The sequence below is a fragment of the Campylobacter showae genome (genome assembly GCF_004803815.1).
Classification (GTDB): domain Bacteria; phylum Campylobacterota; class Campylobacteria; order Campylobacterales; family Campylobacteraceae; genus Campylobacter_A; species Campylobacter_A showae.
Genome location: NZ_CP012544.1, coordinates 230,903 through 257,399, shown reverse-complemented (window position 1 = coordinate 257,399; position 26,497 = coordinate 230,903). Strand labels below are relative to the sequence as shown.

The following is a 26,497-nucleotide window of genomic DNA, read 5'->3' as shown; positions in this document are numbered from 1 at the left end:
TTTGAAGGATAAGTGCGTAAATTTAAAAAACCCAAAGCCCGCAGGCCTTGGGTTTTGGGGTTTATTTAAAATTTAGGTTCTTAACGTCTTCGTCGGCTTTTTTCATAGCTTCGGTAGGCGCTACGCCGATAGGATATTTATGTCCTAAAGAAGCAGGCGCAGGAACCGGAGTAGCCTCTTGAGTTAGCTTGATGCTGATGCCGTAAGGCGCAAGCTCGTTAACTAGCTCGGTTTGTCCTTGGCGAGCAAATTCTTTACATTGACCTAGGATCCTAGCCGACTCTTCGTCTCCGTGGAAGCCGTAGCTGTTTTCGCTAAATGCGAAGTCCCAGCGGATGTGAGTTTTGCGGTGCAAGTAAAGAGTCTTTTCAAGAGCCTTACTGATAGCTTCTTTTCTCTCTTTTTCATCGGCGATCGAAGCAAATTTCTCATGCTTAGCTAGCTCGGCTCTGGCCGTTTTTATGTCTTGGATCAAAGAAAGTAGCGCGTTTTCGCAGTTTCTTAGCTCGTAAGCGTGGCGATTTTGTACGAATGAAATTCTATCTTTTAGCACTTGTTCGCTTTGCGGGTGGCAAGTTTTGCAAGCCGCGTTTATATCGGCAAGCGGAGTTAAAATTTCATGCTCGGTGATCTTTTGAGCTCCGGCGCGTTTATACGGCATGTGGCAGTCTGCGCACGTTACGCCGCTTCTTCCGTGGATACCGGTTGAGCTTAGCTCAGACTCCGAGTGCTGCATCTTGATGATTTTAGCACCGGTATCTTTATGGATGTAGTCAAATTTAAATCCGTCCTCTTTGGCCAACTGATCATCGTAATACTGGTCGAAATTTTCGATCTTAAACGGCTGGTCCTTTTTCCAGAAAGTCCAAGGGAAAGTTAGGGTTTGGTCTTTACCGAAATAATACTCGACGTGGCACTGCATACAAACATAGTTTCTCATCTCCGCTCTAGTAGCTTTTATGCCGCTTTTAGCGTCAGCTTCGTATCCGCGTCCTACCATCGCATTTACAAATCCCGGTCTTGTTACTCTTAGGCTCATATCGTCCGGGTGGTGGCAGTCCGCACAGGTGCTGCCTAGATGCGACCCATGGATACTCTCGCCGTGTTTAGCCGCGATTTTTTTCATGACGTCAAAATACGGAATAGAGTTCATCTTAGTCCAAGCCGCTTTTCTCTTCTGACCTTCTTCTTTTGGCATTACGTCAAAGAAAGGCATAGGCTTACTAGCTGCCGGAGTCGGATCTTCGGTTAGTTTGTAGTCTGGATCTAGCTGAAGCGCGGTTAGATAGCCGGTGTGGCAGTTTACGCAAGCGCCCGGTTGGCCTTTAAACGCTGGAAGTCCGTGAGAGTTTAAAAACTCCTTGTCGTTTCTTTTGGTCTCGATCTGATCTATCTGCGAATAGTAGTGGGTTCGCGGTTTGCTGTAATCCACGCCGAACGCATAGCCGTTCCAAAACACCGTAGCCGCAGGCCAGCGAATAATCTTGCTATAAGGTAAATCGCCGCCGAAAGCCGTTTCTACAAATTCGCTTCCTTTTGGATTTGCGTCGCTTTTATGCTCCATTTTTTTGTAAGCATCGAGCTGATTTGGGAAATTTGCGCCCCATTTTTCAAAATCAGGCTCAAGTTCGCTTACTTTATTGAGCATTAGCGGATACATCTTTTCTTCGGCTTTTTTAGCGCCAATATCCGTAAAAAGCGCGAACATAGCCGCACCGAGTACGACAGCCACTAAGAAAGTAGCTACATACAACACTTTGTTTTTCATTTTATCCTCCTGTTAAATTTTAAAAGTTATGCGCGTGTCCCGCTTCGCGGTGGCAAGATATACATCTTAAAGGCTCATTTGAGTTGCCTTGATGCTCTTTGAGATTTTTATCAAACGGTTTTGCCGCTCCTATAGCGCGCGGATCGATAACGTTTGAGACGTATTCTTTATGGCAGTCCATGCAGTTTTCCTGAACGACTCTTTTTGTTTTTTCGTTTGCGGTAAATGCGTAAGGATTATCTTTAAAAGTAACGGCATACGCGTGTCCCAGGCCGCTTTGAGCCTTCATGATCCAATATCCTATAAAATCATGCGGCAAATGGCAGTCGTTACAGGTAGCGACGTTTTGGTGTCCGCCTCTTGACCAGCTTTCGTAGACTTGATTCATCACGTGACAATTTTTACAGGCTGCAGGATCCGGACTAAAGTATGAAAATCCCTTGGCATAGTAAAAAGTGTATAGTCCGTGACCGATAACCACTCCAAACGATAGCAACAAAAGAATGACCCAGATGGATGCTTTTTTCTTCGTGTTTTCCATGACGGGCTTTCTAACCTCCATTATAAATTTAAATAAAACTTAACTTTATTTATAAGCCGGTATTTTATTATTAGTTCGCTTAAATTCTCATTTATTTTCCTAATATAATTAGAATTAAATCTAAAGCTTATTTTTATACTATGTAAATATAACAGTAGTTGTTATCAACTTATTGCGACTAATTTCAATCTATTTCGGTATTATATAATATAATATATTTACTATCTTAAATTTGAATAAAATTTAAAAACTAAAATAGAAAGTAAACAATATCCAACATAGGCCAAAACTTTAAATTTAAATAATAAAAGCTGTGCTAAAATCATTTCTTTAAAAATTTGAAAGCTATGGGCTCGTCAAATTTGCGTTAATCGTGATAAAAAGGAATAAATTTGAAAGAAATTTTAATTACAAATGACGACGGATTCGAGGCTAGCGGCCTGCACGCTTTAGCTAGCGCACTGAGGGAGCTACCCGATACGCGCGTTACGATCGTAGCGCCGAGTACCGAAAAATCAGCCTGCGCGCACTCTCTTACGCTCACTAGACCTCTTCGCTTTATCAAGCTTGACGACGATTTTTACAAACTCGACGACGCCACGCCCGCAGACTGCGTCTATCTCGCGCTTCATGCGCTTTACAAAAAACTACCCGACCTCGTAATCAGCGGCATAAACCACGGCGCCAATGTGGGCGAGGACATCACCTACTCGGGTACGTGCGGAGCGGCTATGGAGGGCGTTTTGCAGGGCGTGCCTAGCATCGCGTTTTCGCAGTTTTACAAAAACGACAGCATCGAAAAACTAGGCTTTTCTCTCGCACAACAAGCCGTCAAATTTATCGTTCCGCGCGTATTAAACGGCGAAATAGCACTGCCGCCGCGTCAGTTTTTAAACGTAAATATCCCTGCCGTCTCCGCCCGCGAATTTAAAGGTTACCGCATCGTGCCCGCCGGCAGACGCAGCTACGCCACGCACGCCATGCTCCACCGCAACCCGCGCGGCGTCGAGTATTACTGGCTTGGACAGCCGTCAAATTTAGACTACGAGCAAAACGGCGAGTCCGACATAAGCGTGCTTAGCGAGAGTTTCGCCTCGCTCACTCCGATCATGCTCGATATGACCGCGCATGCGAGCTTGCAGGGCCTAAAAACCGCGCTAAAGGATCAAATTTGAACGAGGTGAATTTGGATCAAAACGACCGATTTACGAGATCTCGCTGGCTGTTTGGCGATGATTTTAAAAAGCTTCAAAACGCAAACGTCCTAATCTGCGGCGTAGGCGGCGTAGGCGGTATCTGCGCAGACGCGCTAGCTCGAGCTGGCGTGGGTAAAATCACCATCATCGACAAGGATCTTTTTGATATAACCAATCAAAACCGTCAAATTTACAGCGAGGCGGTCGGCGCCGTTAAGGTCGGCGAATTTGCCGCAAGATACGAGTGCATAACGGCGCTGCAAGAGCTAATGACGCCCGAATTTATCGCAAATTTTGATTTCTCGCCCTTTGATCTCGTGATCGACGCCATAGACGACGTACCCGCCAAGATCGCGCTCGTGCTAAAAACGCACGAAAAGCTTATCAGCTCGATGGGCGGCGCAAAGCGCATCGATCCGACGCAGATCAAGGTCGCCTCCGTCTGGCAAACCTGCAACGATCCGTTTGCTAAAAAAATACGCACCGAGCTTAAAAAAGCAGGCTTTAAAGGCAAATTTGACGTCGTGTTTTCGACCGAGTTGCCAAGATGCGTGAAACTGGGCAGCTTCATGGGCGTAACGGCGTGTTTTGGGCTAAATTTAGCGGCTTTAGCGGTTAGAAAAATCATCAGCGATAAATAATTTTAATTAGTCTGGGCGAGTTTAACCGCTCGCTTAAAACAAATTTATGCTATTATACCGCACTTAAATTTAAGGAAAAAAATGAAAACATGCGTTATCCTTGCCGGCGGCAAAAGCTCGCGAATGGGCCGCGATAAAACGCTGCTGCCTTTTGGCGGATTTGCGACGCTCACGCACTACGGAGCGCATAAATTCGGGCGGATTTTCGATCGCGTATTCGTTAGCTCTAAATTTGACAAATTCGACCCGCCCCTACCGCTCATCAAAGACGCCAGTCCGAAAGAATTCTCGCGGTCAAATTTGACCGAGGCGAGCGACAAAGATGGCACAGAGGCAAACTCCGCTCAAATTTGCTCGCAAGATACGGCAAATTTGAGCCTTGACGCCTTTTCTCCGATGCTAGCTCTTTACAGTATCCTTAGAAATTTCCCAAACGAAAGCGTCTTTATCGTCCCGGCCGATATGCCGTTTGTTAGCGGAGAGTGCGTGCGCGAACTATATAAATTTAGCGGAGAATACGATATGGTCATCGCCGCGGACGAGTCGCATACGCACTCGCTTTGCGGGTTTTTCAGCGGGGATTTAGCGGGCGCCGCGGGCGAGCTTTTTGCCGCGGGCGAGCACAAGATCGGGCTTTTGCGTAGCCGCTGCCGCTGCAAGATCGTAAAATTCGCAAACAAGGACGAGTTTTTTAACATCAACTACCAGGCTGATTACGAACAAGCTTTAAAAGAAGGAAAAATATGAAAAAAATTATCGTTTTACTGGCGATTTTGTTAAATTTAGCCATAGTCGCCCAGGCGGAAACGGCGAAGCAAAATTTAGACAGCCAGTCCGAAAATGCGGCTGAAAATTTGACAGAACCGACCGCAAAAGACGAAGCCAAGCACCTCTACGAAGCTGCCGCAAAGCTCGAATACGAAGGCGACAAAACAAGAGCCCTTCAGCTTTATAAACTAGCGGCTAAAAAGGCGATATTTACGGACAAGGACGGCGAAACTGCCGCTATGGAGCGCTCCGTGATCGCGCCCTCAGATAGCGTAGCGGACGCACCCGTGGAGGAGCAAAAAATCGCATCCAAAGAGCGCCCGAAAGCGAAATTTGAAAGCGGCGAGGCATACGACGTGGATGAAATTTTGGGCTTAAAAATGCACCATCTAAACTACCTCCTGCCCGCGACGTACGCGTTTAACGACGTTGAAGGCAGGCGCAGATTTGAGACCGCTTTTCAAATCAGCTTGCAAAAGCCGCTATTTTACGACGTGTTTGACATGAACGAAACGATCTCGGCGGGCTACTCGCAAAGCTCGTGGTGGCAGACGGCTAAGAGCTCTACGCCGTTTCGCGAGACCAACTATCGCCCCGAGATTTTCATAACCGTCCCGATGAGATTTGAGGCGCTACCGAGTCTTGATTACCTACGCGCGGGACTTTTGCACGAGAGTAACGGCCAAGGCGGCGAGAAGTCGCGCTCATGGAACCGCGTATATCTCGAGGCTAAACTTTACGCCGGTAGCCTCGTCGTGATCCCGCGAGCGTGGGCGCGCATACCGGAAAGCAAAGGCAGCGACGACAATCCCGACATCGAAAAATACATCGGCAATATGGATATAAATTTCGCTCTGCCTTACCGCGGTCACGTCTTTACGGCGATGGTGCGCAACAACCTGCATTTTGATAAAACAAACCGCGGCGCGGGCGAGCTTGGATGGCTATTTCCGTTTGGCAAGAGCGGCGTTTACGGCTACGTGAAGTACTTTACGGGATATGGCGAGAGCCTCATCGACTACAATCGCCACACTGATAAAGTCGGTATCGGCTTTGCGATTTTAAAATAAAAGGCTAACGCGCTCAGGCGGCGCAGGCAAGGTAAAAATCGCGGCAAGCAGCTAAAAGCGATAAGTCAAATTTGCCCAAACAGACAAGCGCAGTAAATTTGACGATCGGGCAATGCGCATAGAAAAGCGAGAGAGTAAATTTTAAAAATTACAAACGTGGCGCGATCATTTAAATTTACGTAAGGTCGCCGCCGCAACATAAGCGCAAAACCTAAGGAGATAGATGAAAAATTTATTAAGGTTTTTTATAGTTTTGACCTGCGCGACTTCGCTACAAGCAGGCTACAACTACGCGCCCAGGCAGCAAAACGACGAACAAATCGCAACCTATGAGATATTTTTTAAGTACGACCTGCGTAACGGCGAAAAGGACGCGAGCAGCAAAATACGCAACAGACTCTACCTCACTTAGCTAGACGCGAGCGGCACACAGCTAAATCGCTACGTCATCAACGAAGCGGACGAGAAGTACAAGCGCAAGATCCCGGACGACCCATCCACAAAACTAAAAATCTCGCTCACCGTCCGCAAAAACGGACGCTGGGTGCTGCTCGAAGTCTACTCAAAAGAGCACCGAGACGCGCCTGCGTTCACGGCCGAGAGGTGCCTATGGAGCGGGCTAGAAAGGGAGCTGCTGGAGCTTTTTGACGCGGGCGAGGCGCTAAAACTGTACCGAAAAACCAAACGCTTCGACGCAAATTTAGGCTTTTTCGTCGAAAACAACATAGCCGAATACCGCAGAGACGGCAAACCCTCGTATAAGGAATTTACCAGCGTCCGAACGGGCAAAAAGGAAACGACTTTTGAAAAATAAGGCGACAGCGGGCGCCTGCATAGCCGCGCATACCAGATAGGCGGCGAGTCTGCGTATTTTGAGTTTTTCTATCCGAGCGGCAAACTAAAAAGCGTGATAGACCAGCGCCAAACGATAGGCAAGCCGCTAAACGAAGCGGTTAAAATACAAAAAGAATTTAACGAAAAAGGCAAGCTCGTAAAAGAGGTCGTAACCGACGCAAAAGCGGGCGCAGCGACTACGAAATTTTACGGCGAAAACGGCGAAATCGTAAAAACCGAAACAAAAAATCTCAAATAAACTGAAAGCAGAGAAAAATATGTTTTTAAAGCTAGACGAGATATGCCTGCCTCTGGAACAAGAGGGCATAACGGGCATGAGGCTGCTAGCACAAAGCGATGTCGACGCGTCCACGCGAGCGCTAGAAAATGCGCAAGAGGCTCTAGGCGTCAAATTTCCGCCTACGTTTTTGCGCCTAGTTTGTAAATTTGACTTGGGCGAATTTGAAGTTTGCAACGTACGATTTGGCGCTGGCGGCGACTACGCTAGCGAGCTAGTGCGGCTAAACAGCACCGACGAATACAGCGGCAAATGGTGGCACGGCGATACGCGTCCTGCAAATTTGATAGTTTTTGCCGTCGGCGATCCGTGGATATTTCTGATTGATTGCACGGACGGCGCGATTTATGCGTGGCTGCTCGGAGACGAAGAGCTTTGCGGTAGGCGCGTTGCGAGCGATTTTGAGAGATTTTTTAGAGCGCTTGGAAGCATCGATATCACGCGACTAAGCAAAAAGGCCGTACCGAGCACGGAAGAAATAGCTAAATTCGTCCAGGCCGGCGATGATAATGCAATTGAGTTTTGGCGAGAAATAGCGGAAATTTGATAAATTTATACTGTAACGCTAGGATTTTACGCTAGCTTTGGCGGTAAATTTGCCTGATTTCAAAACTCTAAATTTGGCGACATTTGCCGTCAAATTTTAATCCCAAATTTACAAATTTCACCCGTAAACCGGGTCAAATTTATATTATTTTTTGCATTCGGGTGCTAAATTTGAGCTCAAATTTGCCGTAAATTCGGCGCTAAAAATCAACAAAAGGCAAAAAATGATAACCGCAAAAGCTCTTTACGCATCCGCTCGCCTTAGATCGCTACCCCTTAGCGTCTCGGGCGTACTGCTCGGTAGCGGCGCAGCATACGGCGCGGGCGCATTTAGAGCGGATATTTTTGCGCTGGCGCTGCTTACGACATTGCTGTTTCAGGTACTCAGCGACTACGCTAACGACTACGGCGACGCAGTGAAGGGCACCGACGACGAGGGCAGACTGGGGCCGCGTCGCGCGATCCAAACAGGGCAGATGAGCGCAGCCGAGATGAAGCGCGTCATAGTCGTTACGGCGCTGCTTTCGGCATTTTCGAGCCTCGCGCTAAGCGTTTTGGCGTTTGGCGAGCGGTTTTATCTCGTGCTGCTGTTTTTGGCGCTAGGCGGCGCGTCGATATACGCTGCGATCCGCTACACCGTGGGCGCCGGCGCATACGGATACCTGGGGCTTGGCGACGTTTTCGTGTTTTTATTTTTTGGGTTACTTAGCGTGCTGGGTTCGTACTTTTTATACGCGCGTTCGCTCGATGCGGCGCTGCTACTGCCTGCGTGCGCGTGCGGGATGCTAAGCACGGCGGTGCTAAATTTAAATAATATGCGCGATATCCAAAACGACGCGATCAAGGGCAAGCGCACGATCCCCGTGCGTATCGGGCTGCGTGCGGCCAAGCTCTACCACTATGCGCTGATCGCTGGCGGTGCGGGATTAATGCTTTACTACTCGCTTTTGCGGGGCGACTCGGGCGTAAAACTACTCTACGTAGCTAGCTTTGCACCGCTTATTTGGCATCTCTTTTTCGTCTTAAAAGTGCAGGAGTGCCGCGACTTCGACGGGCAGCTAAAGGTCGTCGCGCTCAGCACGTTTGCGATGTCGGTGCTGTTTTTCGTTGGGGAAATTTTAGGCTAAATTTAGCCTGATTATTTTTCCACACGATTAGCAGGAGGCGAATAAGTAATTCAAATTTTTCTCAAAATGTTGCGAAAAAGTTATATATTTACTTTTTTAAAATACACTTTCAAACCAAAATCACGAGGAGAAAAAATGAAAAAACTAATCAAATTTTCGCTAGTCGCAGCGCTAGCAGCGAGCTTCGCAAACGCCGCGGTATACGAGATCGATCCGGTACACAGCAACGTCGGCTTTAAGATCAAGCACCTAAGCATCTCAAAAGTAAGCGGAAATTTCGGCAAATTTGACGCCGTGATCGACTACGACAAAAACGCCAAAGTGCTCAAAGCGCTCGAGGCCACGATCGAGACCGCCTCGGTAAATACGCAAAACGACAAACGCGACGAACACCTGCGAAGCGCAGACTTTTTCAACGCGGCTAAATTTGACAAAATCACCTACAAAATGGTCAAATTTGAGAAAGAAAGCGACACAGAAGGCAAGGTCGTGGGCACGCTCACTATGCACGGCGTCACTAAGCCCGTGGTGCTAAAATTCGAGCTTGGCGGCTTTACGGCGGACAAAAACGGCAAGGAAAAAATCGGCTTTAGCCTAGAGGGCGAAACTAAACGCAAGCTCTTTGAGATCGGGCTAGATACCTCAGAGATTACGCTATCGGACAAAGTAGAGCTAGAAATCGAGATCGAAGCTAAGGAAAAATAAACCTGCAGCAAATTTAACCAAAGCCTGTTTTTCGGGCTTTGGCTTGTTTTTAAATTTTAAGTTTTCGTAAATTTGATAACCCGTACGGCACAAAAACCTGAACGGTAAAAACTTGAGCTAAAATTTGACGCGTCAAAGCACGATGTCAAATTTAAAAACCCGCAAAACAGCCGCGCCAAAAGACGAATTTATAGCAAAAAACATCCGCTCAAGCTCGCTAATCATGCCGAGCAAACAAAGCTCAAGCCGGCAAACCGATAAACTCGCCAACCAAATCACCGCAACAAAGAGTAAATTTACCCCTTGCGCCCTAGCAAATATAGCCTCAAAGCCTGCTGGGCAGTCATTTTTAGATTGCGCGTCGCGGTTTGCTTATCCATCGCCTCTTCTAGGCTCACAGGCTCGTTTAATACGCTAAAAAACGCGTCGATGCCGTTTTCGTTACAGCCGCCGGCACACGGCGACACGCTACCGGCTAGCGCGATGACGGGTTTGCCGTATTTTTTGGCGATTTTTGCCACTCCGGTCGGGGTCTTGCCCATCGAGCTTTGAAAGTCCAGTCGCCCCTCGCCGGTGATGATTAGATCAGCGTTTTTCACGTCCTCTTCGAGGCGAATTTCCTCCATGATGATGTCGATGCCGGGCTTTAGTTTGGCGTTTAGGTAGCTCACAAACCCGTACCCCAGCCCGCCTGCCGCGCCTGCGCCCTTGAAGTTCCAAAATTCGCTCGAAAAGTGCTCGCTCGTCGCGCTCGCAAAGCTGATAAGCCCAGCATCTAGATCCTTTACCATCTGCTCGTCTGCACCCTTTTGCGGGCCGTAGACGTAAGCTGCGCCGTTTTTGCCAAAAAGAGGATTATCCACATCGCAAGCTACGAGAAATTCACACTCTTGTAGCTCGGGTAATACGTTTTTGTTCGAGATTTTTGTGATTTTTATGAGGTTTTCGCCTTTGCCCTCGAGCAGCTCGCCGTTTTCGTCAAAAAACTCGTATCCTAGCGCGCTTAGCATGCCAGTACCCGCGTCGTTCGTCGCGCTGCCGCCGATACCGACGATAAATTTACGCGCACCTTTGCTAATAGCATGCAAAATCATCTGCCCAAAGCCGTAAGTGCTCGTTTTCATCGGGTTTCGGCGCTCTTTTTCCACCAGCATGAGCCCGCTGGAAGACGCCATCTCTAGGATGCCCAGCTCGCCTGCTAGCGCGTATCTGGCAGGGATCTTTTCGCCGAGAGGATTTTGCACGATGACGTCGATAAACTCGCCGTTTAGCGCGTCTGCTAGCGCCACCACGCTACCCTCGCCGCCGTCTGCGATGGGCTTAACCACCACCTCATCGGTCTCACCGGCTAGGGCTTTGAGACCCTCTTTTACGGCGTTGCCAGCCTCGAGGGAGCTGAGGGAGCCTTTGAAAGAGTCGATTGCTATTAGTATTTTCATCTGTTTTCCTTTTTGAGAGCTCGCGTCTTGGACGATTTTGACGGAGCTAGTAAAAATTTCGCTCGATAGACCAAGCGTCTTATCTTCGCTCATTTTTACGTTGCAACCCTCAAACTCGCCTCAAGCCGCTTTGCATCTACTTTTCTATTTTACGAGCGCCAAATTTAACCAAATCAAATTTAGCATTTTTAAGATGCGGGTCTGGGCGGACAAATTTGAAAATTTACCGTTCACACCGCAAAGAGTGCAGTCTCGTCACGCCAAAACCGCACTCAAATTTATTTACAATAAAATCAGCGACGCTACCCAAACCGTCGCCATGCCGACGATACCCATTATAAAGGTAAGCATCGTCTGAGTCTTGTAGCCCTGCTCCGGCGACATCTTGCTAAAGTTAGTAACGACCCAGAAATAGCTATCGTTAGCGTGCGAAACCGTCATAGCGCCCGCAGCGATCGCCATCACCGTTAGCACCGCGCCCATCTCGCTCGTGAGTCCTAGCGCGCTCATCATCGAGCCGCTATCGGTGAAAAGCCCCATGATAGAGGCCGTCGTCGTAAGCGCGACGGTCGAGCTACCCTGAGCGGTCTTGATGATAGCTGAGATAACAAATGGGAAAAATATGCCCACAGTGCCGATGAGATGGGCGTTTGCCTTCATAAACTCGACAAATCCAGCCTTAGCGATGACATTGCCAAGCACGCCGCCCGCAGCCGTGATGAAAAGGATCGGCCCCACGATCTTTAGTGTTTCGTTGGTCATGAGGTTAAATTCATTAAGCTTGCCCGTTTTAGCCAGCAAGATAACGGCAAATAGCACACCCACGCCAAGCGCGATGATCGGGTTGCCCAAAAATAAAACGAAATTCGCAAATGAGCCTTTTAGCTTTAGTATCGACACGACCGAACCCAGCGCCATCAGCAAAATCGGCATAAAAATCGGCGCTAAGCTCAAAAACGCGCAAGGCAGCTTACCGTGCTCTTTGATGATCTCGTCGTAGCTCTTGCCGACGTCTGCGAGATCCTCTTTTAGGCTCACTTTTGCGCCTATAGATTTAGCGAAAATGTAGCCAGCAATTAGAACCGGTATCGAAACGACAGCACCCACGGCGATGACTAGCAGCAGGTTGTGACCTACACCCACGAGTCCTGCGGCTGCTATCGGGCCCGGAGTCGGCGGTATAAACACGTGCGAGGTGTATAGGCCGCACGAGAGCGCGACAGCCATAGCTACGGGGTTGGCGCCGATTTTTTCCTTTATCGCACGGCGGATCGGGTCTAGTACCACAAAGCCGCTATCGCAAAAGACCGGGATACCAACGATCCAGCCCATGATGAGCATGGCTAGCTCGGGGCGCTTGTCGCCTACGCAGCGCACGACCATGTCGGCTAGCTTTAGCGCCGCGCCCGTCTTTTCCAGCGCCATACCGATGAGCGCGCCCAGGATGATGACGATACCTATGCTTTTAAATATCCCGCTAAATCCCTCTCCGATGATCGCGGGAACCTTGACCAAGTCGATGCCCGCGACGACGGCTAGAGCTAGCGAAACGAGCATGATCGCTATAAAGGGGTGAACCCCGAACTTAGAAATCAGCACGATCATAACGACGACCGCGATGACGAAGCAGACGATGAGAGCAATACCGCTCATAACAGCTCCTTTCGGATAAAATTCTTGCATAGCGCAATATTACCGAAATTTGTTTTTAAAATATCTAAATTAGATTTGAAATTTTAGTTTCATTTTATAAAATGAGTGAATTTGATGGCCGATTACTTTTGCGATAAATGTGCGGGCAGCTTTGGTGCGGTTAAATTTTGTTTTGAATTTAGGTTCGAATTTGGAGCAAATTTATCACAAAAAATAACTTGCGAGGTTAAATTTGCGATATTATAATTCATAAAACAAGCGTCGAATTTGACTACTAGCGCTTGCCGAAGCTCAAATTTAACTCCGCCCTAAGCCTTACGGCACTATCATTTTATCAATGATTTGCAAAAGACGCTAAGCGGTCAAATTTAAAGCGATTGCGGGCTTTATTGACCCGTAAATTTTAGGCACGAGACAAAACGTATCGTCCCTGTTTTGCCGACAACTAAAAAGGATACGCTATGGGTATGATAATCTTACTTTTTTACGTTATTCCTTATTTGGCAATTAGCACTGTAGTTATGGTTATCACTGTAAAATACGCTAAGAAAATTTGGATCAGAGGCATAGTAGCGGCCGCGCTATTTTTAATCCCCACTTACGACATCATCATTACAAACATTCTTGGAGCATATTATTGCGCTACCGCTCCAAAGGCCTTTATAAAAGAAACGGTAGAGTATCCGCAGAGTATTTATTTTGAGGATAATGTTTTTAACGGCTTTAACGAGCAGGATATAGAATATATGATGAATAACTACCTTGACGGCATTCATCTAAAAACTTTGGCTTTAAATTTACCCGACGGAAACGTAGCCATATATCATTACGAAAAAAATCAAGACGAATACGACAAGATAGTAAAAGAGGTAAAGCAAGAGCTAGGGGATAAGACGTCGCACTATGATGATATCAGAGCTAGAATCATAAAAATAATCGACTCGAATAAAATCATAACTACGAAAGACAAGATGCCTAAGATGAACTATACCGTCCTATATGACAAGGTAAATTTAAATCGGTTCGCTTCTAAATACTTTCACTCCGACACAATGAGAATCATAGACAATAAAACAAATGAAACTATTGCTTTTCAACAGAGATACTTTATGTTTAAGAGGTTAACCGATTATAGTGCTGGCGGCTATAGCGGAAAGTATATATGTGATGATAAAAGAATTTCTTTAGTTATGAACACTTTTCCAAAAATGGATTTAAATATAGGGTACGTGTTACTAAATTTTGATGCGAGATTTAAAAATTACTTTAAAGGAGAGTAGAATGAGAGTAGAAGAGCAAAAAATTACGCTCGCCACAAAAGACTCAAGAAACGCCACAAGCAGACGATTAAATTTAACATCTAACTCTCGACTCGAAATTTATTTGGCAAAGCCGAGTCGATAAATTAATTGACAAATTTAGCAAACAGTCCGTATTTATCCGCCAAAAGATAAAGTCCTAAAAATAGTGCGGTGTATAAAACGGTTTTAAATATTTTTAGCAAGGCGTGCAAATTTGATCCTTTTTGCTTCGTTAAATTTGCAAAATATTAGCCAAAGGGCGGTTAAATTTGAGTGAAATTGGGGTGGAGAGTTGAAAAATGCGGGAGTAAAATTGGGACGGGTTACCTCAGCCGTTTTAGACGCGTTTTTGAAATTTTATATATTTTCGAGCTTGCGTTTTGGCTGAAATTTTGATCCACGACCTCGTCCGCCGCAGCTTTCGCCCACTCTTCGTCGAAGTTTTGTCCGTTTAAATTGGCGCTGCTAGAGTAAAGCCAGTCAAATTTGCTCAAAAACTCCTCGTGAGCGCACTCTTTCACGACGCGCACGGCATTGGCGTTCGGATATAAAAACGTCGTTTTTCTCGCGCGGCGCACTAAATTTTTAAATTTAGCGGGCACGCGAGCGAGATTTTTTAGCTCGCTAAATTTCGCCGTCGTTATAAGACATGGTTTGTTAAGAGGGCGGCGTTTGAGCGCGTTTATCTCGCGAAAATCTTTACTCAAAAATCCCGCCGTCGTATCGGTCTGCGCCAAATAGATCATCTCTCCTCCAAATTTACGCCTTTTTCCTATCTTTAGCCAGCAAAAATATGCACGAGATAATGAGCGTAAAGCCCGCAAAATCAAGAAATACAAACTCCGTCCCCAGCCAAAAATAGGCAAACGCCGCCGCGCTCACCGGCTCGATGCACGCGATCATGCTCGCCCTGCTCGCGCCTATTATCTTTAGCCCCGTCATGTAAAAGCTAAACGCGCATATCGTGCCTAAAATCACCACCGCGACAAGTGCCGCAAAGCCGTCCGCATCGCTCACGCCGCCTAGCTGCCAAACCCGCGTGTAAAGCGCGAGCACGCCGCCGCCGATGACCATGCCCCAGCCTAAATTTAGCGCGACGGGGTATTTTTGATTTAGCTTCGTCGGGACGAGGCTGTAGATCACGACGCCAAGCGCGCTAATGAGGCACCAAACCAGCGCCTCCGCACTGATAACCAGAGAGCCTAGATCGCCGTGGGTGGCGAGCAGCATGACGCCCAGCACCGCGAAAATGAGCGCGATGAGCTCGACCTTTTTAGGCACGCGTCGTTCTAAAAAGCAAACGACGGCAAGGATGAGCGCGGGCGCGGAGTACTGGATCACGGTCGCGACGGCGGCGTTTGAGAGCTCGACACCGCAAAAGTACGAATACTGCGTCATCATAAGCCCAAAAAACGCGTAGATGAGCAGCTGTGGCAATAGCGCGCGATCTTTTAGCGGCGCAAAGGCTAGGCGCGGCGAGCGAGCGATGTAATACGCTACCATCGCAAGCCCGGCGAGGCCTAGGCGGTAGGGCACGAGCCAGTCGGCGCTGACGCCTTTTTGCGTGAACAGATACTGCCCGCAAACGCCGCTAAAGCCCCATAATATGCCGCCAAGAAGCGTGATAAATACGCCGAAAAATTCGCTCTGAGATCTCATTTGCCGCCTTAAATTTAAAGCCAAAGTATATAAGCTTATGCTTAAGCTAGGGTTAAATTTGGGGTTTGGGGAGGATTTGAGGCGAGCGTAAATGGCTATTTAAATTTTTGGACCGGCCAAGAATGAGATTTTAAATTTTAGTTCGAGTAGAGTGGAGCTACAGGCATACAAACGCCTATACTGCCTCGTAGCGGTCAAAGTCGTAAAAACGCTGTATAATGACAAAAATTTTGATGAAGGAGAAAAGATGACAAAGAAATATAAAACTAAAATGGAAGATAGCTTTAAAACAAAAGTTCAGCTATTTTTGTTTGACAAGGCTTTTTCTTGGGACAACTCAGATAAAAATGGATGCAATGATTACTACATTATGAGTAATATTGAAACTATAAAAAAAGATTTTAAAGGCTTTGAAGTCATTAATGAAGTGGCAAATTTATACAGCAGTAAATACTACCAGCTGAATCTAAATAGCAATGAAAGTAAAATAAAACATAAGGGCAAAGAGCTAAACATCATGCTGATAGAGCAAAGACAATATTTCGTTCAAAAGTCTAAAGAATTTACAGAAATTTTAGATGCACTGGAAAAAGAATATGAAGATGATTTTAAAGGAAAATTTTCTGAAACAGACTTTAATAAGATGCTTGAAAAAACAACTTGCTCATACTGCGGTATAAGCCTAGCTCAGATCGAAGAGCTTGGCAAAAATGGTAAGCTAAATAATAAAAGAAGCGATACGCGTGGATATACGCTAGAAATAGATAGGAAGCTGCCAAATTTAGAGTATAGCAAAGAGAATTGTTGTATGGCTTGCTACTGGTGCAATAATGCAAAAACTGATGAGTTTTCGCCAAGGGAATTTAAGCCTATTGCTGAAGGCATTAGGAGGACTTGGAATGAAAGACTAAAGGCTATTGGGTATAGCAAAGAAGAAATAAAAGACGTGCCAGACCCAAAAATTTGGGAATTCGACTTTAATAAAGAAATTATCCCCAAAACAAAATAGTAAATAAGGTGGTAACTTTACCGCCCAAATTTCTCTGCCGTTATACAGTGTAGCGCACCGCCAAGCTCTATAATCTCGCTTAAATTTAATCTCTACGCGCTGCAATCGACATAATTTTTCTTAATCTACTCTATTTTGCAAATCGGCACAATAAAAAGGCGAGTCTCGAGCAAGTACTATAGCTTTACTTATAAACCGCGTCGCTACTAAATTTTTCTAATCGGCAGTCTAATTATCGTTTTGCATTTTTGCGGGTCGATTTTTCTAGGGTCGCTTAGGTAGATTTCATGATGCGTCCTTTGCTCGCCAAAGTCCTTTGCATAGCCGTTTGCGGCGATAAACTCGTCTATTTTGGCAACGCTCTCTGGCTCATCGTCAAAGCTACCCATATGTAAAATTTGCGCGCAAAGCCCCTCATCTATCGTCAAAAACTCCGTCGCGCCGCAGTCGATCTTTTTCTTTTTTGCAGCTTGCTCTACCGCCCAGTCGAAATTTTCTCGCGCGATAAAATCTGGCAGTCTAATCGCGCTAATCCAGCTAAAATCGCTCTTTCTAGCGTAGTCTGCCTCGCCGCAAGCCGAGCCGCTTTGCCGCCAAAATCCCTCTAGCGGCGGCACGACGTACTCAAAAAAGCCATCTATTTTATAATCCGTTTTATAGCTCATTTTTAGCGCGTAGCTCACGGCGTAAAGCGCCTCTATCGCGCGCTGATACGCACTGCTCGGCTCGTTTGGATCGCCCTCGCCGCGGACGCAGACGAAATTTGCAGGCGGGACGATTAAAATTTGCGGCGTCTGCTTTGGCGCATAAAGCTCTTTAAACTCTTTTTTAAAATCAAACATTTTCGCTCCTTTTTGCTGGGTAAAATTTAGCTGAAATTTTACTATTTCGCATCGCTCAAAACGCTAGAAGTAAAATTTAATCTCATCTAAACAAATTCCGGCCGTGAAATTAGAGAGCTAAATTTAAGCTTTTATTTAACGCAAAAACTGGGCGCAAAGGCAAATTTGACGTTTAAATTTGCCGGCACACGCTTACTCGCCGCCCAGATACTCCTGCAAGCTTTTTACTTCCAGCGCGCTGCCGTCTTGCACGCTTTTTAGCGATTTAGCCGCAGCTAGTGCCGCCGACATCGTCGTGAAATACGGGATCTTAAATCGCATGATATTTTGCCTGATTTTCTTGCCGTCCTCGCTGTTTGACTTGCTGTCGCTGGTGTTGATTACAAGCACGATGTCGCCGTTTTTGAGCCTATCCTCGACGTTTGGGCGGCCTTCGCTGATCTTATAGACGAACTCGCTCTCTACGCCCGCGTCATTTAAAATTTTATACGTTCCGCCCGTGGCGATGATTTTAAATCCGAGATTTATGAGCTCGCGCGCCAAATTTGCGGCGTATTTTTTGTCTGCGTCGGCAAGGGTCAAAAAGACTAGCCCGCTTGTAGGCAGCGAGTTGCTCGCGGCGATCTGGCTTTTGGCAAAGCTCTTGGCAAAGCCCCCAGATATACCCATGACCTCGCCCGTACTTTTCATCTCAGGCCCCAAGATCAAATCGGCGCCCGGCAGCTTGTTAAACGGAAAGACCGCTTCTTTGACGCAGACGTGATTTTTCACTCGAGGCTTGAGTATGCCGCGCTCCTCGTAAACCGCGCCGTAGTTATCGTAAAATTTAAGCGCCTCGCGCAAATTTCCTTGCCACATCACGCGCGTGGCGACCTTTGCCATCGGCACGCCCGTCGCCTTGCTAACAAACGGCACCGTTCGGCTGGCGCGCGGGTTTACCTCGATCATAAAAAGTTCGTTCTGCCCGGTCGCTTCGCTTCCCTCAGAAACATCGGCTTCGCCGTCGCTTTGCTTGTTTTCATAGATGGCAAACTGGATATTCATTAGCCCAACGACGCCTAAATTTAGCGCTATGTCGCAGGTTTGGTTTTCTACCTTTTCGATCATCTGCGCGGTTAAATTTAGCGGAGGCAATATGCACGCGCTGTCGCCGCTGTGGATGCCCGCCTCCTCGATGTGCTGCATAATAGCACCGATATAGACGTCCTTACCGTCGCTGATCGCGTCTACATCGAGCTCTACGGCATCTTGTAAAAATTTATCGATTAGTACGGGCGAGTGATTGCTGACCTTGACCGCTTCGCTCATATATAAGCGTAGCTCCTCATCGCTATGCACTCGTCTCATCGCGCGGCCGCCCAGTACGTAGCTAGGGCGCACTAGCACCGGATAGCCGATAGCCGCAGCCTTTTCTAGCGCCTCTTTTTCGCTTGTCGCAGTGTCGTTTCGCGGCTGTTTGACGCCTATTTTAGAGATAAATTCGCTAAATTTCTTTCTATCCTCGGCGACGTCGATCGTGCGCGCGCTGGTGCCGATGATTTTCGCGCCCGCTATGCTTAGGCGTTTGGCGAATTTTAGCGGCGTCTGGCCGCCAAAATGTACGATCACGCCGTCCGGGTTTTCGTGCTCAATCACGGCTCTAACGTGCTCGAAATCGATCGGCTCAAAGTACAAAATATCGCTCGTGTCGTAGTCGGTGCTAACGGTTTCGGGGTTGCAGTTGTACATTATGGTTTTTACGCCCATGTCGCGTAGCGCGTAGCTGGCGTGCACGCAGCAGTAGTCAAACTCTATGCCCTGGCCTATGCGGTTTGGACCGCCGCCGATGATCATCACTTTTTTCTCTTTTTGCGCCGAATTTGCGTTTAAATTTGGCTCCGTAAAATTTGATAGTTGCGGTAGTTTCGTGATATTCGTCGTCGAGTAGAGATACGGCGTGAGCGCCTTGAACTCGCCCGCGCAAGTATCTACCTCGTTATACTCGAGGTTTATGCCCATTTTCTCGCGCGCGAAATATATATCGTTTTGACCCAGATCAAGGTTGTCTTTTAAATTTATCAGGTGCGCGATCATCTTGTCCGAAAAGCCCATCGTTTTAGCCTCTCTTAGTAGCGGCTCGTCGTTTAGGATGTCCATATCGATGCGATCTTCAAATTTAACTATCTGCCAAATTTGATCCAAAAACCACGGGTCGATCTTGCTCATCTCGTGCACTTCGGCCACGCTAAGCCCGTCGCGAAATGCCTGCGCGACGTATAAAATGCGGCTTTCGTTCGCGTTTCTAAGGCCGTAAATAAGCGCGTTTTTCTCCAAATTTACGAAGTTAAATCCGTAATAGTCCTTTTCCATCGAGCAAAGCGCCTTTTGGATGCTTTCCTTAAACGTCCTGCCGATCGCCATCACCTCACCCACACTCTTCATCGCGGTGCCTAGATACGGGTTTGCGCCCGGAAATTTCTCAAACGTAAAGCGCGGGATCTTGGTCACGATGTAGTCGATGACGGGTTCAAAGCTAGCAGGCGTGCCCGTGATGTCGTTTTTGATCTCATCCAGGCTAAAGCCCACGGCTAGCAGCGTCGCGACCTTGGCGATCGGGTAGCCCGTGGCCTTGCTTGCTAGCGCCGAGCTGCGGCTAACGCGCGGGTTCATCTCGATCACGATCATGCGGCCTGTTTTTGGATTTATGGCAAACTGCACGTTGCTGCCGCCCGTATCCACGCCGATCTCGCGTAAAATTTTAAAACTCGCGTCGCGCATCGCCTGATACTCTTTATCGGTAAGCGTCAGAGCCGGCGCAACCGTGATAGAGTCGCCCGTATGCACGCCCATCGGATCGAAGTTTTCGATCGAGCAGACGATGATACAGTTGTCGTTGCGGTCGCGGATGACCTCCATCTCGTACTCTTTCCAGCCTAGCAAGCTCTCCTCGACCAAAATTTCATGTATCGGGCTGGCGTCTAGGCCGGTTTGGGCTAGTTCTTTAAATTCATCAATATTATACGCCACGCCGCTGCCTGCGCCGCCAAGCGTATAGCTAGCGCGGATAATGAGCGGAAAGCCGATATTTGCGGCTGCGGCTAGTGCCTCGTCCATGTCGTAGGCGTACTGGCTTTGCGGCAGATCCATGCCGATCTTTTGCATCGCCTTTTTAAACTCCTGCCTATCCTCGCCCTTTTTGATCGCTTGCGGGTTCGCGCCTAGAAATTTGACGCCGCCAAGCATGTCCGCTTCGTATAGTTGCATAGCGACGTTTAGCGCGACCTGACCGCCCATCGTAGGCAGTATGGCGTCGACTTTTTCTTTGTCTATGATGCGCTTGATACTCTCTTTGGTTATCGGCTCGACGTATGTGGCATCGGCGAAATCGGGATCGGTCATGATGGTAGCCGGGTTTGAGTTTATGAGTACGACGCGGTAGCCAAGTTGCTTTAGCGTCTTTGCGGCTTGCGTGCCGCTGTAGTCAAATTCGCACGCTTGGCCTATGACGATAGGGCCGCTGCCGATGAGTAAAACGGTGTTGATGTCGGTTCTTTTTGGCATTATTTTTCCTTTGTTACGACGTATAGATACGAGGGGATGGTTATGCTTACGTAGGGCTTTACGGCCGCGCTTTTATATAGGCTCTCTTGGATCACGCCAGTGACCTTGCCCACTGAAATCCCGCTGAAAAATATCCCGTCAAGCCCGCTCGTGACGACCTCGTCGCCCTCTTTTGGACTGAGCCACTGGGGGATAAATTTCACCGTTATTCCGTCTTTGCTCCCGTGCGCTATGCCCGGGATCTTTTCCTCGCCGATTGAAACGGCGAATATGCTTTTTGGATCGTTTTGTAGCAAGGCCATAGGGTTGCCGTCCTTGCTCACGACGATCCCAGCACTCTTGCCTTGGTAAATCAGCCCGTAAATTTTAGACTCGTCGTAGCCGCTAAATTTATCCAGCCAGACCTTGTCGTAGTCGCTGATATTTACGTAGCTAAGGGCGCGTACGAGCTGGACTCTAGGCTCGTAGACGGTCGAGTTTTTATCGACCAAAATTTCGTTTAGCTCCTTTGCGAAGCTTGAAAGCAAAGCCGCCGATTTTTCCAGTTCGGCGTTTTGAGCGCGAAGCTGCTTTATCTCCTCGCGCTGCCTAAAGTGCTCATTTACGCCGTCTTTTACAAATTTGACCGCATCATCGTAGGCGGCAACTATGCGGTTGTTTAAATTTACGACGTATCCCGAGATGAGCGCGCCTCTATCAAGCGAAAAAAATACCAGCGCGCCGATAAGAGCGACGAATAAAATTTTACTCTTCATTTACGAGTTGTTGTAAAAATTTAATCTCCTCAAGAGCCTTGCCGGTGCCTCTGGCCACGGCTAGCAACGGATCGTCCGCGACGAAAACGGGAAGTTTAACGATATCGCTTAGATATTTATCAAGGCCGCGGATCAGCGCTCCGCCTCCGGTTAGCACGATACCGTTTTCCACGATATCTCCGGCAAGATCAGGCGGCATCATCTCAAGCACTGTTTTTAGGGCGTCTGCGATCTCCTTTAGCGGTTCGCGCATAGCCTCGCGCACGTCTTCGCTAGTTAGCTCCACACGGCTTAGCAGACCGCTGATTTGGTCGCGGCCTTTTACGACGATACTAAGCTCCTCAGGCAGCTGTATCGCCGAACCGACGGAGATTTTGATATCCTCACCCGCACGCTCGCCGATTAGGAGGTTGTACTTTTCCTTTATATAGTTTACGATGCTCATGTCGATTTTATCGCCCGCGGTGCGGATAGACTTGCTGATGACTAAACCGCCTAGGGACACTACGCCGATCTCGGTCGTACCGCCGCCGATATCGACGACTAGATTACCCTGCGGTTCACGCACGGGTAAATTTGCTCCGATAGCCGCAGCCATCGGCTCCTCGATCAAAAATACCTCTCTAGCTCCGGCGCTTAGCGCACTCTCACGCACGGCTTTACGCTCGACTTGAGTTAGGCCGTAAGGAACGGAGATGATGATACGAGGGCGCAGGAAGCTTTTTCTGCGGTGAGTTTTTTCGATGAAGTAGCGGATCATCTTTTCTGTCATATCAAAATCCGCAATAACGCCGTCTCTCATCGGACGGATCGCCTCGATGTCGCCGGGAGTTTTACCCACCATCTCTTTTGCTTCGTGGCCGACGGCTAAGATTTTTTGCTTGCCGTATTTTTCGCGTTGTACCGCGACAACCGACGGTTCGTTTATGATGATACCTTTATCTTTTACTAGAACTAGCGTATTTGCCGTGCCTAGATCGATTCCCATATCGCTTGAAAAAAATCCTATTAGTTGGTCTAGAATCATCTGTATCCTTATGCGCTTATTTTATTATTTTTTACGAAAATCGGCTTTTCTTTGCCGCTTACGACCTCTTTTGTTATCACCACGTCGTAGCCCGCAAGCTCCGGTAGCTCATACATTATGTCGGTCATCACCTCTTCCATTATGCTTCGTAGTCCCCTAGCCCCCGTCTTTCGCTCGATAGCTAACCTCGCGACCTCTTTTAGAGCCTCGTCATCAAATTTCAAATTTGCCCTATCTATCGCGAAAAGCTTTTGGTACTGCTTTAGTATCGCGTTTTTAGGCTCGGTTAAAATTCTCACCATATCGTCCTGCGTGATTTTATTCAGCGTAGCGACCACGTGAAGTCTGCCGATTAGCTCCGGGATTAGTCCAAAATGCACCAAATCATCGCTCTCAAGCGCGTCTAGCAAATTTTCCTTATCGTCTTTTGAGCGTTTATCTTGACCAAAGCCCAGCACGTTTTTACCGATCCTGCGCTCGATGATATCGGCTAGTCCGTCAAACGCGCCGCCGCAAACGAAAAGGATGTTTGATGTGTCTATCTGGATAAATTCCTGATTAGGGTGCTTTCTGCCGCCTTTTGGAGGGATATTTACGAGGCTACCCTCAATGATTTTTAAAAGCGCCTGCTGCACGCCCTCGCCGCTCACGTCGCGCGTGATCGAGCGATTTTCGCTCATCCTGGCGATCTTATCTATCTCATCGACGAAAACTATGCCCTGCTCGGCGCGCTTTACGTCGCCGTCTGCGGCCTGCAAAAGACGAGTCAGGATATTTTCCACGTCTTCGCCGACGTAGCCGGCCTCCGTTAGGCTCGTAGCATCGCAGATAGCGATAGGTACGTCTAAAAATTTAGCCAGAGTCTGCGCCATCAGCGTCTTGCCGCTGCCGGTAGGGCCGACAAGTAAGATATTTGATTTTGATATCTCCGTATCGTCCTCGATCTCGCCTTTTCTAAAAATTCTTTTGTAGTGATTATAAACGCCGACGCTAAAGACTTTTTTGGCCTTATCTTGACCGATGACGTAGTTATCTAGCACGGCCTTTAGCTCTTTTGGAGTTAAATTCGTATAGTCTTTGTCGGTTTTGTTTTCAGGACTTGATTCTTGCAGGCTCGTATCGCCGCAAATCATATTATAAGCGGCATTCACGCAGTATTCGCAGATGAAAGCCTTATTGTCCAAATCCGCAAAAAGACGTCTATCGTTTGACTCCGTCTCGCCGCAAAAATTACATTTTCTCGCCATTATTCTCTTCCTTTTGCCAATGGGATACCGCGCTTAGTGCTTAGGATAAATTCGCACATTTTTCGCACCTGTTCTATCTGTGTGCCCGCTAAAAGCTCGCCAGCTGCGGCTTTTAGATCCCCGCTTTTTCTAAATAAAAATTTATACGCCCTGTTTATCTCTTCGACCGTGTCTTTATCGAACCTGCGCCTGATACCGACTAAATTTAAGCTTCTGATATAGGCTCGGTTGCCCTCAGCCAGGCAAAACGGTACGACGTCCTGAGATAGCGCGCTAGCACCCGCTATCATGCAGCTCTCGCCGACTCTCACAAACTGATGTATAGGCGTCATTCCGCCCACGACGCTGTAGTCTCCAAGCTCCACGTGGCCCGCTAGAGTCGCGTTGTTTGCTAGGATGATGTTATTTCCTATGATGCAGTCGTGCGCGACGTGACAGTAGGCCATGATAAACGCATTATCGCCGATACGCGTGATCCCGTCGCCTTTGTGAGTGCCCGAGTTTATCGTGCAAAACTCGCGGATCGTCGCGTTTTTACCGATGCGAACGCCCGTATTTTCCTCAGCACGGTAGCTCACGTCCTGCGGAATATCGCCCACGATAGCATAGCTGTAAATTTTACCGCTCTCGCCGATATGCGTGTCGCCCACGATCCTGGCGCCTTGCTTTACGAGTACGCCGTCGCCTAGCACGGCGTCTTTGCTGACGTAGGCATAGGCCTCGATCGTTACGTCTTCGCCGATCTTCGCGCCGTCCTCGACGACGGCTTGCGGATGGATATTTCTCATTTTGGCTCGCTTATTTATCTACGATCATAGCTTTTAGCTCGGCTTCGCACGATAGCGTGCCGTCTACGTAGGCTTCGCCTTTTAGCACCCAGATGTTGCCTTTGTGTTTTAGCACCTCCAGGCGGTATTCGAGCCTGTCGCCAGGGCGTATCGGATGGCGAAATTTCGCTCCGTCGATGCTCATAAAATAAACGACTTTATTTTCGATGTTTGCTTGATGCTCGTCGTTCATGCTCTTAAACGCGAGCACGCCGCCGGCCTGCGCCATACCCTCGATGATCATCACGCCGGGATATATCGGGTGGCCGGGGAAGTGCCCCTGAAATACGGGCTCGCCGATCGTGACGTTTTTATACGCGACGATGTGTTTGGCAGGCTCGAGCTCGGTAACTCGGTCGATGAGCAGAAATGGATATCTGTGCGGGAGTATTTTTTGGATTTCAACGATGTCGATCACTTTAAACCTTGTGAGTAAAATTTAAAGCCGATTTTAGCCAAATTTTGCTAAGAAAAAGATTATTGATTTGGCCGGGGCAAAATTTAGCAGCTAAATTTTCGCGCCCGCCTTTTATCTCGAGTGCGCTAAATTTAGCTCAAATTTGCGCTACCAAAACCTCGCGGCTATCGTTATAAAGCTCGTCTTTAGCGTAGATTTCGTACCTGCCCGCGCGAATTTCATCCAGCACGATTATAGGATTTTGGCTAAATTCTCCGCACAGCTCGCGGCGGATTTCCAGCTCGCGCGAAACTTCGATAGGCTCTCTACAAAGCTCGTTTACGCTAGCGAAATTTTCGCCCGAAAGCTCGTTAAATTTGGCTAAATTTAGCAGCGTCACGCCGTCTCGCAGCTCGTCGCAAATTTGTGCCGCCTCGCTCACGCTAAATTTGACGTTTTCGCGCTTAAAATGCGAGTAGAACAAAAAATGCGACGGTACAACGCCACCTCCAAATTTGACGTAGGCGCGTAGTAGGCGGTAGTTTAGAAAATATTTGCGCGATAGGTGAAACGGCGCGCCCTTTTCCTCGCACTCGCGCACCTTTTCATAAAGCTCCAACCGTTCCTCGATGCCGCCCGGCATCACGCGACCGCCCACCTCGCTCATCAGCTCGCTAAGCGGCAGTTTTTGCGCCTCGCGCTGCTTGCTAAGCCCGAAAATACAGCCGCAGTAGTTTTGATGATAGAGTTTATCTTTTTTCGCAAGCTCAAACTGCACGTTCGTGCCGCCGCCAGCGCGGTAGTCCACGGCAAAGGTTTCAAGGCCGTATTTCCCCGCAGCCTTATTTAGCGCGGATTCAAGCTGCGAGAAGTCCTTTTTCGGGCTCATCAGCAGCGTCGTGGTGATCGATTTTTCGCCTAGTTCGCGCGCTTTTTGAGCCGAATTTCCCACGCGAAAATCAAAGCAATACGCACAGCGCTTGCCCTTTTCAGGCTCGTTTTCAAGGCCCTTTGCGCCCTCCAGCCACGCCTCGTATTCGTATTCGCCGCAGATGAGCTCGACGCCTAGCTTTTCGCAGCTTCTTTTTACGTCGCGAAATCTCATCAAAAACTCGCTGTACGGGTGGATGTTGGGGTCGTAAAAATAGCCGACGAGACGCTCGTGCGGACGATCGGCGCGTAATCTTTGCAAAAAATAGTGGCTGTCGACGGAGCAGCAGATATGAACTAACATTATAATCCCCATAAACGACGGATTTTAGAATAAATTTTTCTATACCCGCCGCAGTCACAGACGGCCAGTCCGC

The 26,497-nt window shown here is 48.0% G+C and carries 27 protein-coding genes; 12 read left to right on the top strand and 15 right to left on the bottom strand.

Features of this window, described 5'->3' with window-relative positions; all coding sequences use genetic code 11:
• Positions 1-61: 61 nt before the first annotated feature.
• Positions 62-1,768 (bottom strand): ammonia-forming cytochrome c nitrite reductase subunit c552, encoded by a 1,707-nt coding sequence (locus CSHOW_RS01295; RefSeq protein WP_002947263.1) that lies wholly within the window; start codon positions 1,766-1,768, stop codon positions 62-64.
• A 19-nt stretch (positions 1,769-1,787) separates the two neighbouring features.
• Positions 1,788-2,309, bottom strand: coding sequence for a cytochrome c nitrite reductase small subunit (gene nrfH / locus CSHOW_RS01290; protein ID WP_039895119.1), 522 nt, complete (start codon positions 2,307-2,309; stop codon positions 1,788-1,790).
• 392 nt (positions 2,310-2,701) lie between these two features.
• On the opposite strand from nrfH, the gene surE reads away from it, so the two are divergent.
• The 10 genes from surE (at position 2,702) to CSHOW_RS01240 (ending at position 9,494) form a co-directional block, all read left to right on the top strand.
• A complete protein-coding gene (gene surE, locus CSHOW_RS01285) occupies positions 2,702-3,484 on the top strand; it encodes a 5'/3'-nucleotidase SurE (protein ID WP_002947261.1) in 783 nt (260 codons plus the stop codon).
• Entirely contained in the window at positions 3,481-4,146 is a 666-nt protein-coding gene (locus CSHOW_RS01280) for a tRNA threonylcarbamoyladenosine dehydratase (RefSeq protein WP_002947259.1), read from the top strand. The genes surE and CSHOW_RS01280 overlap by 4 nt, the downstream gene beginning before the upstream one ends.
• A gap of 81 nt (positions 4,147-4,227) precedes the next feature.
• Positions 4,228-4,893 (top strand): molybdenum cofactor guanylyltransferase, encoded by a 666-nt coding sequence (gene mobA / locus CSHOW_RS01275; RefSeq protein WP_002947257.1) that lies wholly within the window; start codon positions 4,228-4,230, stop codon positions 4,891-4,893.
• Entirely contained in the window at positions 4,890-5,984 is a 1,095-nt protein-coding gene (locus CSHOW_RS01270) for a phospholipase A (RefSeq protein WP_002947256.1), read from the top strand. Before mobA ends, CSHOW_RS01270 begins: the two co-directional genes overlap by 4 nt.
• Positions 5,985-6,207: 223 nt before the next feature.
• Entirely contained in the window at positions 6,208-6,396 is a 189-nt protein-coding gene (locus CSHOW_RS01265; RefSeq protein ID WP_002947254.1) for a hypothetical protein, read from the top strand.
• Between the two features lie 132 nt (positions 6,397-6,528).
• Positions 6,529-6,798, top strand: a complete 270-nt coding sequence (locus tag CSHOW_RS01260) for a hypothetical protein (RefSeq protein WP_002947253.1) — start codon at positions 6,529-6,531, stop codon at positions 6,796-6,798.
• Positions 6,799-6,891: 93 nt separating this feature from the next.
• Positions 6,892-7,077 (top strand): hypothetical protein, encoded by a 186-nt coding sequence (locus CSHOW_RS01255; protein WP_002947252.1) that lies wholly within the window; start codon positions 6,892-6,894, stop codon positions 7,075-7,077.
• 19 nt (positions 7,078-7,096) lie between these two features.
• Positions 7,097-7,663, top strand: a complete 567-nt coding sequence (locus CSHOW_RS01250; protein WP_002947251.1) for an SMI1/KNR4 family protein — start codon at positions 7,097-7,099, stop codon at positions 7,661-7,663.
• A gap of 223 nt (positions 7,664-7,886) precedes the next feature.
• The gene (menA, locus tag CSHOW_RS01245; RefSeq protein WP_039895136.1) at positions 7,887-8,789 is read left to right on the top strand and encodes a 1,4-dihydroxy-2-naphthoate octaprenyltransferase; all 903 of its coding nucleotides are present in this window, start codon (positions 7,887-7,889) and stop codon (positions 8,787-8,789) included.
• Between the two features lie 135 nt (positions 8,790-8,924).
• Positions 8,925-9,494: a YceI family protein gene (locus tag CSHOW_RS01240; RefSeq protein WP_002947249.1), complete on the top strand. Its 570-nt coding sequence runs from the start codon at positions 8,925-8,927 to the stop codon at positions 9,492-9,494.
• Between the two features lie 132 nt (positions 9,495-9,626).
• On the opposite strand, the gene CSHOW_RS01235 is transcribed toward CSHOW_RS01240, so the two are convergent.
• The 3 genes from CSHOW_RS01235 to CSHOW_RS01225 form a co-directional block, all read right to left on the bottom strand.
• Complete coding sequence (locus CSHOW_RS01235) at positions 9,627-9,764, bottom strand: hypothetical protein (RefSeq protein ID WP_002947236.1); 138 nt, start codon at positions 9,762-9,764, stop codon at positions 9,627-9,629.
• Positions 9,765-9,790: 26 nt separating this feature from the next.
• Positions 9,791-10,933 carry a glycerate kinase family protein gene (locus tag CSHOW_RS01230; RefSeq protein WP_039895135.1) on the bottom strand — a complete coding sequence of 381 codons (1,143 nt, stop codon included), beginning with the start codon at positions 10,931-10,933 and terminating at the stop codon, positions 9,791-9,793.
• 282 nt (positions 10,934-11,215) lie between these two features.
• Positions 11,216-12,586 (bottom strand): GntP family permease, encoded by a 1,371-nt coding sequence (locus tag CSHOW_RS01225; RefSeq protein ID WP_002947234.1) that lies wholly within the window; start codon positions 12,584-12,586, stop codon positions 11,216-11,218.
• A gap of 467 nt (positions 12,587-13,053) precedes the next feature.
• On the opposite strand from CSHOW_RS01225, the gene CSHOW_RS01220 reads away from it, so the two are divergent.
• Positions 13,054-13,866, top strand: a complete 813-nt coding sequence (locus CSHOW_RS01220) for a hypothetical protein (protein WP_171992800.1) — start codon at positions 13,054-13,056, stop codon at positions 13,864-13,866.
• A 344-nt stretch (positions 13,867-14,210) separates the two neighbouring features.
• Here CSHOW_RS01220 and CSHOW_RS01215 read toward each other — a convergent pair whose 3' ends face one another.
• Positions 14,211-14,633 carry a Sua5/YciO/YrdC/YwlC family protein gene (locus CSHOW_RS01215; RefSeq protein WP_039895118.1) on the bottom strand — a complete coding sequence of 141 codons (423 nt, stop codon included), beginning with the start codon at positions 14,631-14,633 and terminating at the stop codon, positions 14,211-14,213.
• A 13-nt stretch (positions 14,634-14,646) separates the two neighbouring features.
• Positions 14,647-15,546: a DMT family transporter gene (locus tag CSHOW_RS01210; protein WP_002947229.1), complete on the bottom strand. Its 900-nt coding sequence runs from the start codon at positions 15,544-15,546 to the stop codon at positions 14,647-14,649.
• A gap of 247 nt (positions 15,547-15,793) precedes the next feature.
• On the opposite strand from CSHOW_RS01210, the gene CSHOW_RS01205 reads away from it, so the two are divergent.
• Positions 15,794-16,555 (top strand): hypothetical protein, encoded by a 762-nt coding sequence (locus CSHOW_RS01205; RefSeq protein WP_100066922.1) that lies wholly within the window; start codon positions 15,794-15,796, stop codon positions 16,553-16,555.
• Positions 16,556-16,761: 206 nt separating this feature from the next.
• Here the strand turns inward: CSHOW_RS01205 and CSHOW_RS01200 are convergent, their stop codons facing one another.
• The 8 genes from CSHOW_RS01200 to CSHOW_RS01165 all read right to left on the bottom strand — a co-directional run bounded on the left by CSHOW_RS01200 (position 16,762) and on the right by CSHOW_RS01165 (position 26,424).
• Complete coding sequence (locus tag CSHOW_RS01200; RefSeq protein WP_002947227.1) at positions 16,762-17,397, bottom strand: GyrI-like domain-containing protein; 636 nt, start codon at positions 17,395-17,397, stop codon at positions 16,762-16,764.
• Between the two features lie 192 nt (positions 17,398-17,589).
• Positions 17,590-20,937 (bottom strand): carbamoyl-phosphate synthase large subunit, encoded by a 3,348-nt coding sequence (carB, locus tag CSHOW_RS01195; RefSeq protein ID WP_002947221.1) that lies wholly within the window; start codon positions 20,935-20,937, stop codon positions 17,590-17,592.
• Positions 20,937-21,692: a rod shape-determining protein MreC gene (gene mreC, locus CSHOW_RS01190; protein WP_002947220.1), complete on the bottom strand. Its 756-nt coding sequence runs from the start codon at positions 21,690-21,692 to the stop codon at positions 20,937-20,939. Before mreC ends, carB begins: the two co-directional genes overlap by 1 nt.
• Positions 21,682-22,719: a rod shape-determining protein gene (locus tag CSHOW_RS01185; protein ID WP_002947212.1), complete on the bottom strand. Its 1,038-nt coding sequence runs from the start codon at positions 22,717-22,719 to the stop codon at positions 21,682-21,684. Before CSHOW_RS01185 ends, mreC begins: the two co-directional genes overlap by 11 nt.
• 8 nt (positions 22,720-22,727) lie before the next feature.
• Positions 22,728-23,966: an ATP-dependent Clp protease ATP-binding subunit ClpX gene (gene clpX / locus CSHOW_RS01180; RefSeq protein ID WP_002947208.1), complete on the bottom strand. Its 1,239-nt coding sequence runs from the start codon at positions 23,964-23,966 to the stop codon at positions 22,728-22,730.
• Positions 23,966-24,754: an acyl-ACP--UDP-N-acetylglucosamine O-acyltransferase gene (gene lpxA / locus CSHOW_RS01175; RefSeq protein WP_002947207.1), complete on the bottom strand. Its 789-nt coding sequence runs from the start codon at positions 24,752-24,754 to the stop codon at positions 23,966-23,968. The genes clpX and lpxA overlap by 1 nt, the downstream gene beginning before the upstream one ends.
• Positions 24,755-24,764: 10 nt before the next feature.
• Entirely contained in the window at positions 24,765-25,211 is a 447-nt protein-coding gene (gene fabZ / locus CSHOW_RS01170; protein ID WP_002947206.1) for a 3-hydroxyacyl-ACP dehydratase FabZ, read from the bottom strand.
• Positions 25,212-25,347: 136 nt separating this feature from the next.
• Positions 25,348-26,424 (bottom strand): epoxyqueuosine reductase QueH, encoded by a 1,077-nt coding sequence (locus tag CSHOW_RS01165; protein ID WP_002947199.1) that lies wholly within the window; start codon positions 26,422-26,424, stop codon positions 25,348-25,350.
• Positions 26,425-26,497: the final 73 nt, after the last annotated feature.

Excerpts from the sequence above, each read along its gene's own strand:
- clpX (WP_002947208.1), bottom strand. The coding sequence starts at position 23,966 with ATGGCGAGAAAATGTAATTTTTGCGGCGAGACGGAGTCAAACGATAGA.
- menA (WP_039895136.1), top strand. The coding sequence starts at position 7,887 with ATGATAACCGCAAAAGCTCTTTACGCATCCGCTCGCCTTAGATCGCTA.
- CSHOW_RS01240 (WP_002947249.1), top strand. The coding sequence starts at position 8,925 with ATGAAAAAACTAATCAAATTTTCGCTAGTCGCAGCGCTAGCAGCGAGC.
- CSHOW_RS01295 (WP_002947263.1), bottom strand. The coding sequence starts at position 1,768 with ATGAAAAACAAAGTGTTGTATGTAGCTACTTTCTTAGTGGCTGTCGTA.
- mobA (WP_002947257.1), top strand. The coding sequence starts at position 4,228 with ATGAAAACATGCGTTATCCTTGCCGGCGGCAAAAGCTCGCGAATGGGC.
- nrfH (WP_039895119.1), bottom strand. The coding sequence starts at position 2,309 with ATGGAAAACACGAAGAAAAAAGCATCCATCTGGGTCATTCTTTTGTTG.
- CSHOW_RS01265 (WP_002947254.1), top strand. The coding sequence starts at position 6,208 with ATGAAAAATTTATTAAGGTTTTTTATAGTTTTGACCTGCGCGACTTCG.
- CSHOW_RS01205 (WP_100066922.1), top strand. The coding sequence starts at position 15,794 with ATGACAAAGAAATATAAAACTAAAATGGAAGATAGCTTTAAAACAAAA.
- CSHOW_RS01250 (WP_002947251.1), top strand. The coding sequence starts at position 7,097 with ATGTTTTTAAAGCTAGACGAGATATGCCTGCCTCTGGAACAAGAGGGC.
- CSHOW_RS01230 (WP_039895135.1), bottom strand. The coding sequence starts at position 10,933 with ATGAAAATACTAATAGCAATCGACTCTTTCAAAGGCTCCCTCAGCTCC.
- CSHOW_RS01225 (WP_002947234.1), bottom strand. The coding sequence starts at position 12,586 with ATGAGCGGTATTGCTCTCATCGTCTGCTTCGTCATCGCGGTCGTCGTT.
- carB (WP_002947221.1), bottom strand. The coding sequence starts at position 20,937 with ATGCCAAAAAGAACCGACATCAACACCGTTTTACTCATCGGCAGCGGC.
- CSHOW_RS01200 (WP_002947227.1), bottom strand. The coding sequence starts at position 17,397 with ATGTTTGATTTTAAAAAAGAGTTTAAAGAGCTTTATGCGCCAAAGCAG.
- CSHOW_RS01210 (WP_002947229.1), bottom strand. The coding sequence starts at position 15,546 with ATGAGATCTCAGAGCGAATTTTTCGGCGTATTTATCACGCTTCTTGGC.
- mreC (WP_002947220.1), bottom strand. The coding sequence starts at position 21,692 with ATGAAGAGTAAAATTTTATTCGTCGCTCTTATCGGCGCGCTGGTATTT.
- CSHOW_RS01165 (WP_002947199.1), bottom strand. The coding sequence starts at position 26,424 with ATGTTAGTTCATATCTGCTGCTCCGTCGACAGCCACTATTTTTTGCAA.
- CSHOW_RS01220 (WP_171992800.1), top strand. The coding sequence starts at position 13,054 with ATGATAATCTTACTTTTTTACGTTATTCCTTATTTGGCAATTAGCACT.
- lpxA (WP_002947207.1), bottom strand. The coding sequence starts at position 24,754 with ATGAGAAATATCCATCCGCAAGCCGTCGTCGAGGACGGCGCGAAGATC.
- CSHOW_RS01270 (WP_002947256.1), top strand. The coding sequence starts at position 4,890 with ATGAAAAAAATTATCGTTTTACTGGCGATTTTGTTAAATTTAGCCATA.
- CSHOW_RS01215 (WP_039895118.1), bottom strand. The coding sequence starts at position 14,633 with ATGATCTATTTGGCGCAGACCGATACGACGGCGGGATTTTTGAGTAAA.
- CSHOW_RS01185 (WP_002947212.1), bottom strand. The coding sequence starts at position 22,719 with ATGATTCTAGACCAACTAATAGGATTTTTTTCAAGCGATATGGGAATC.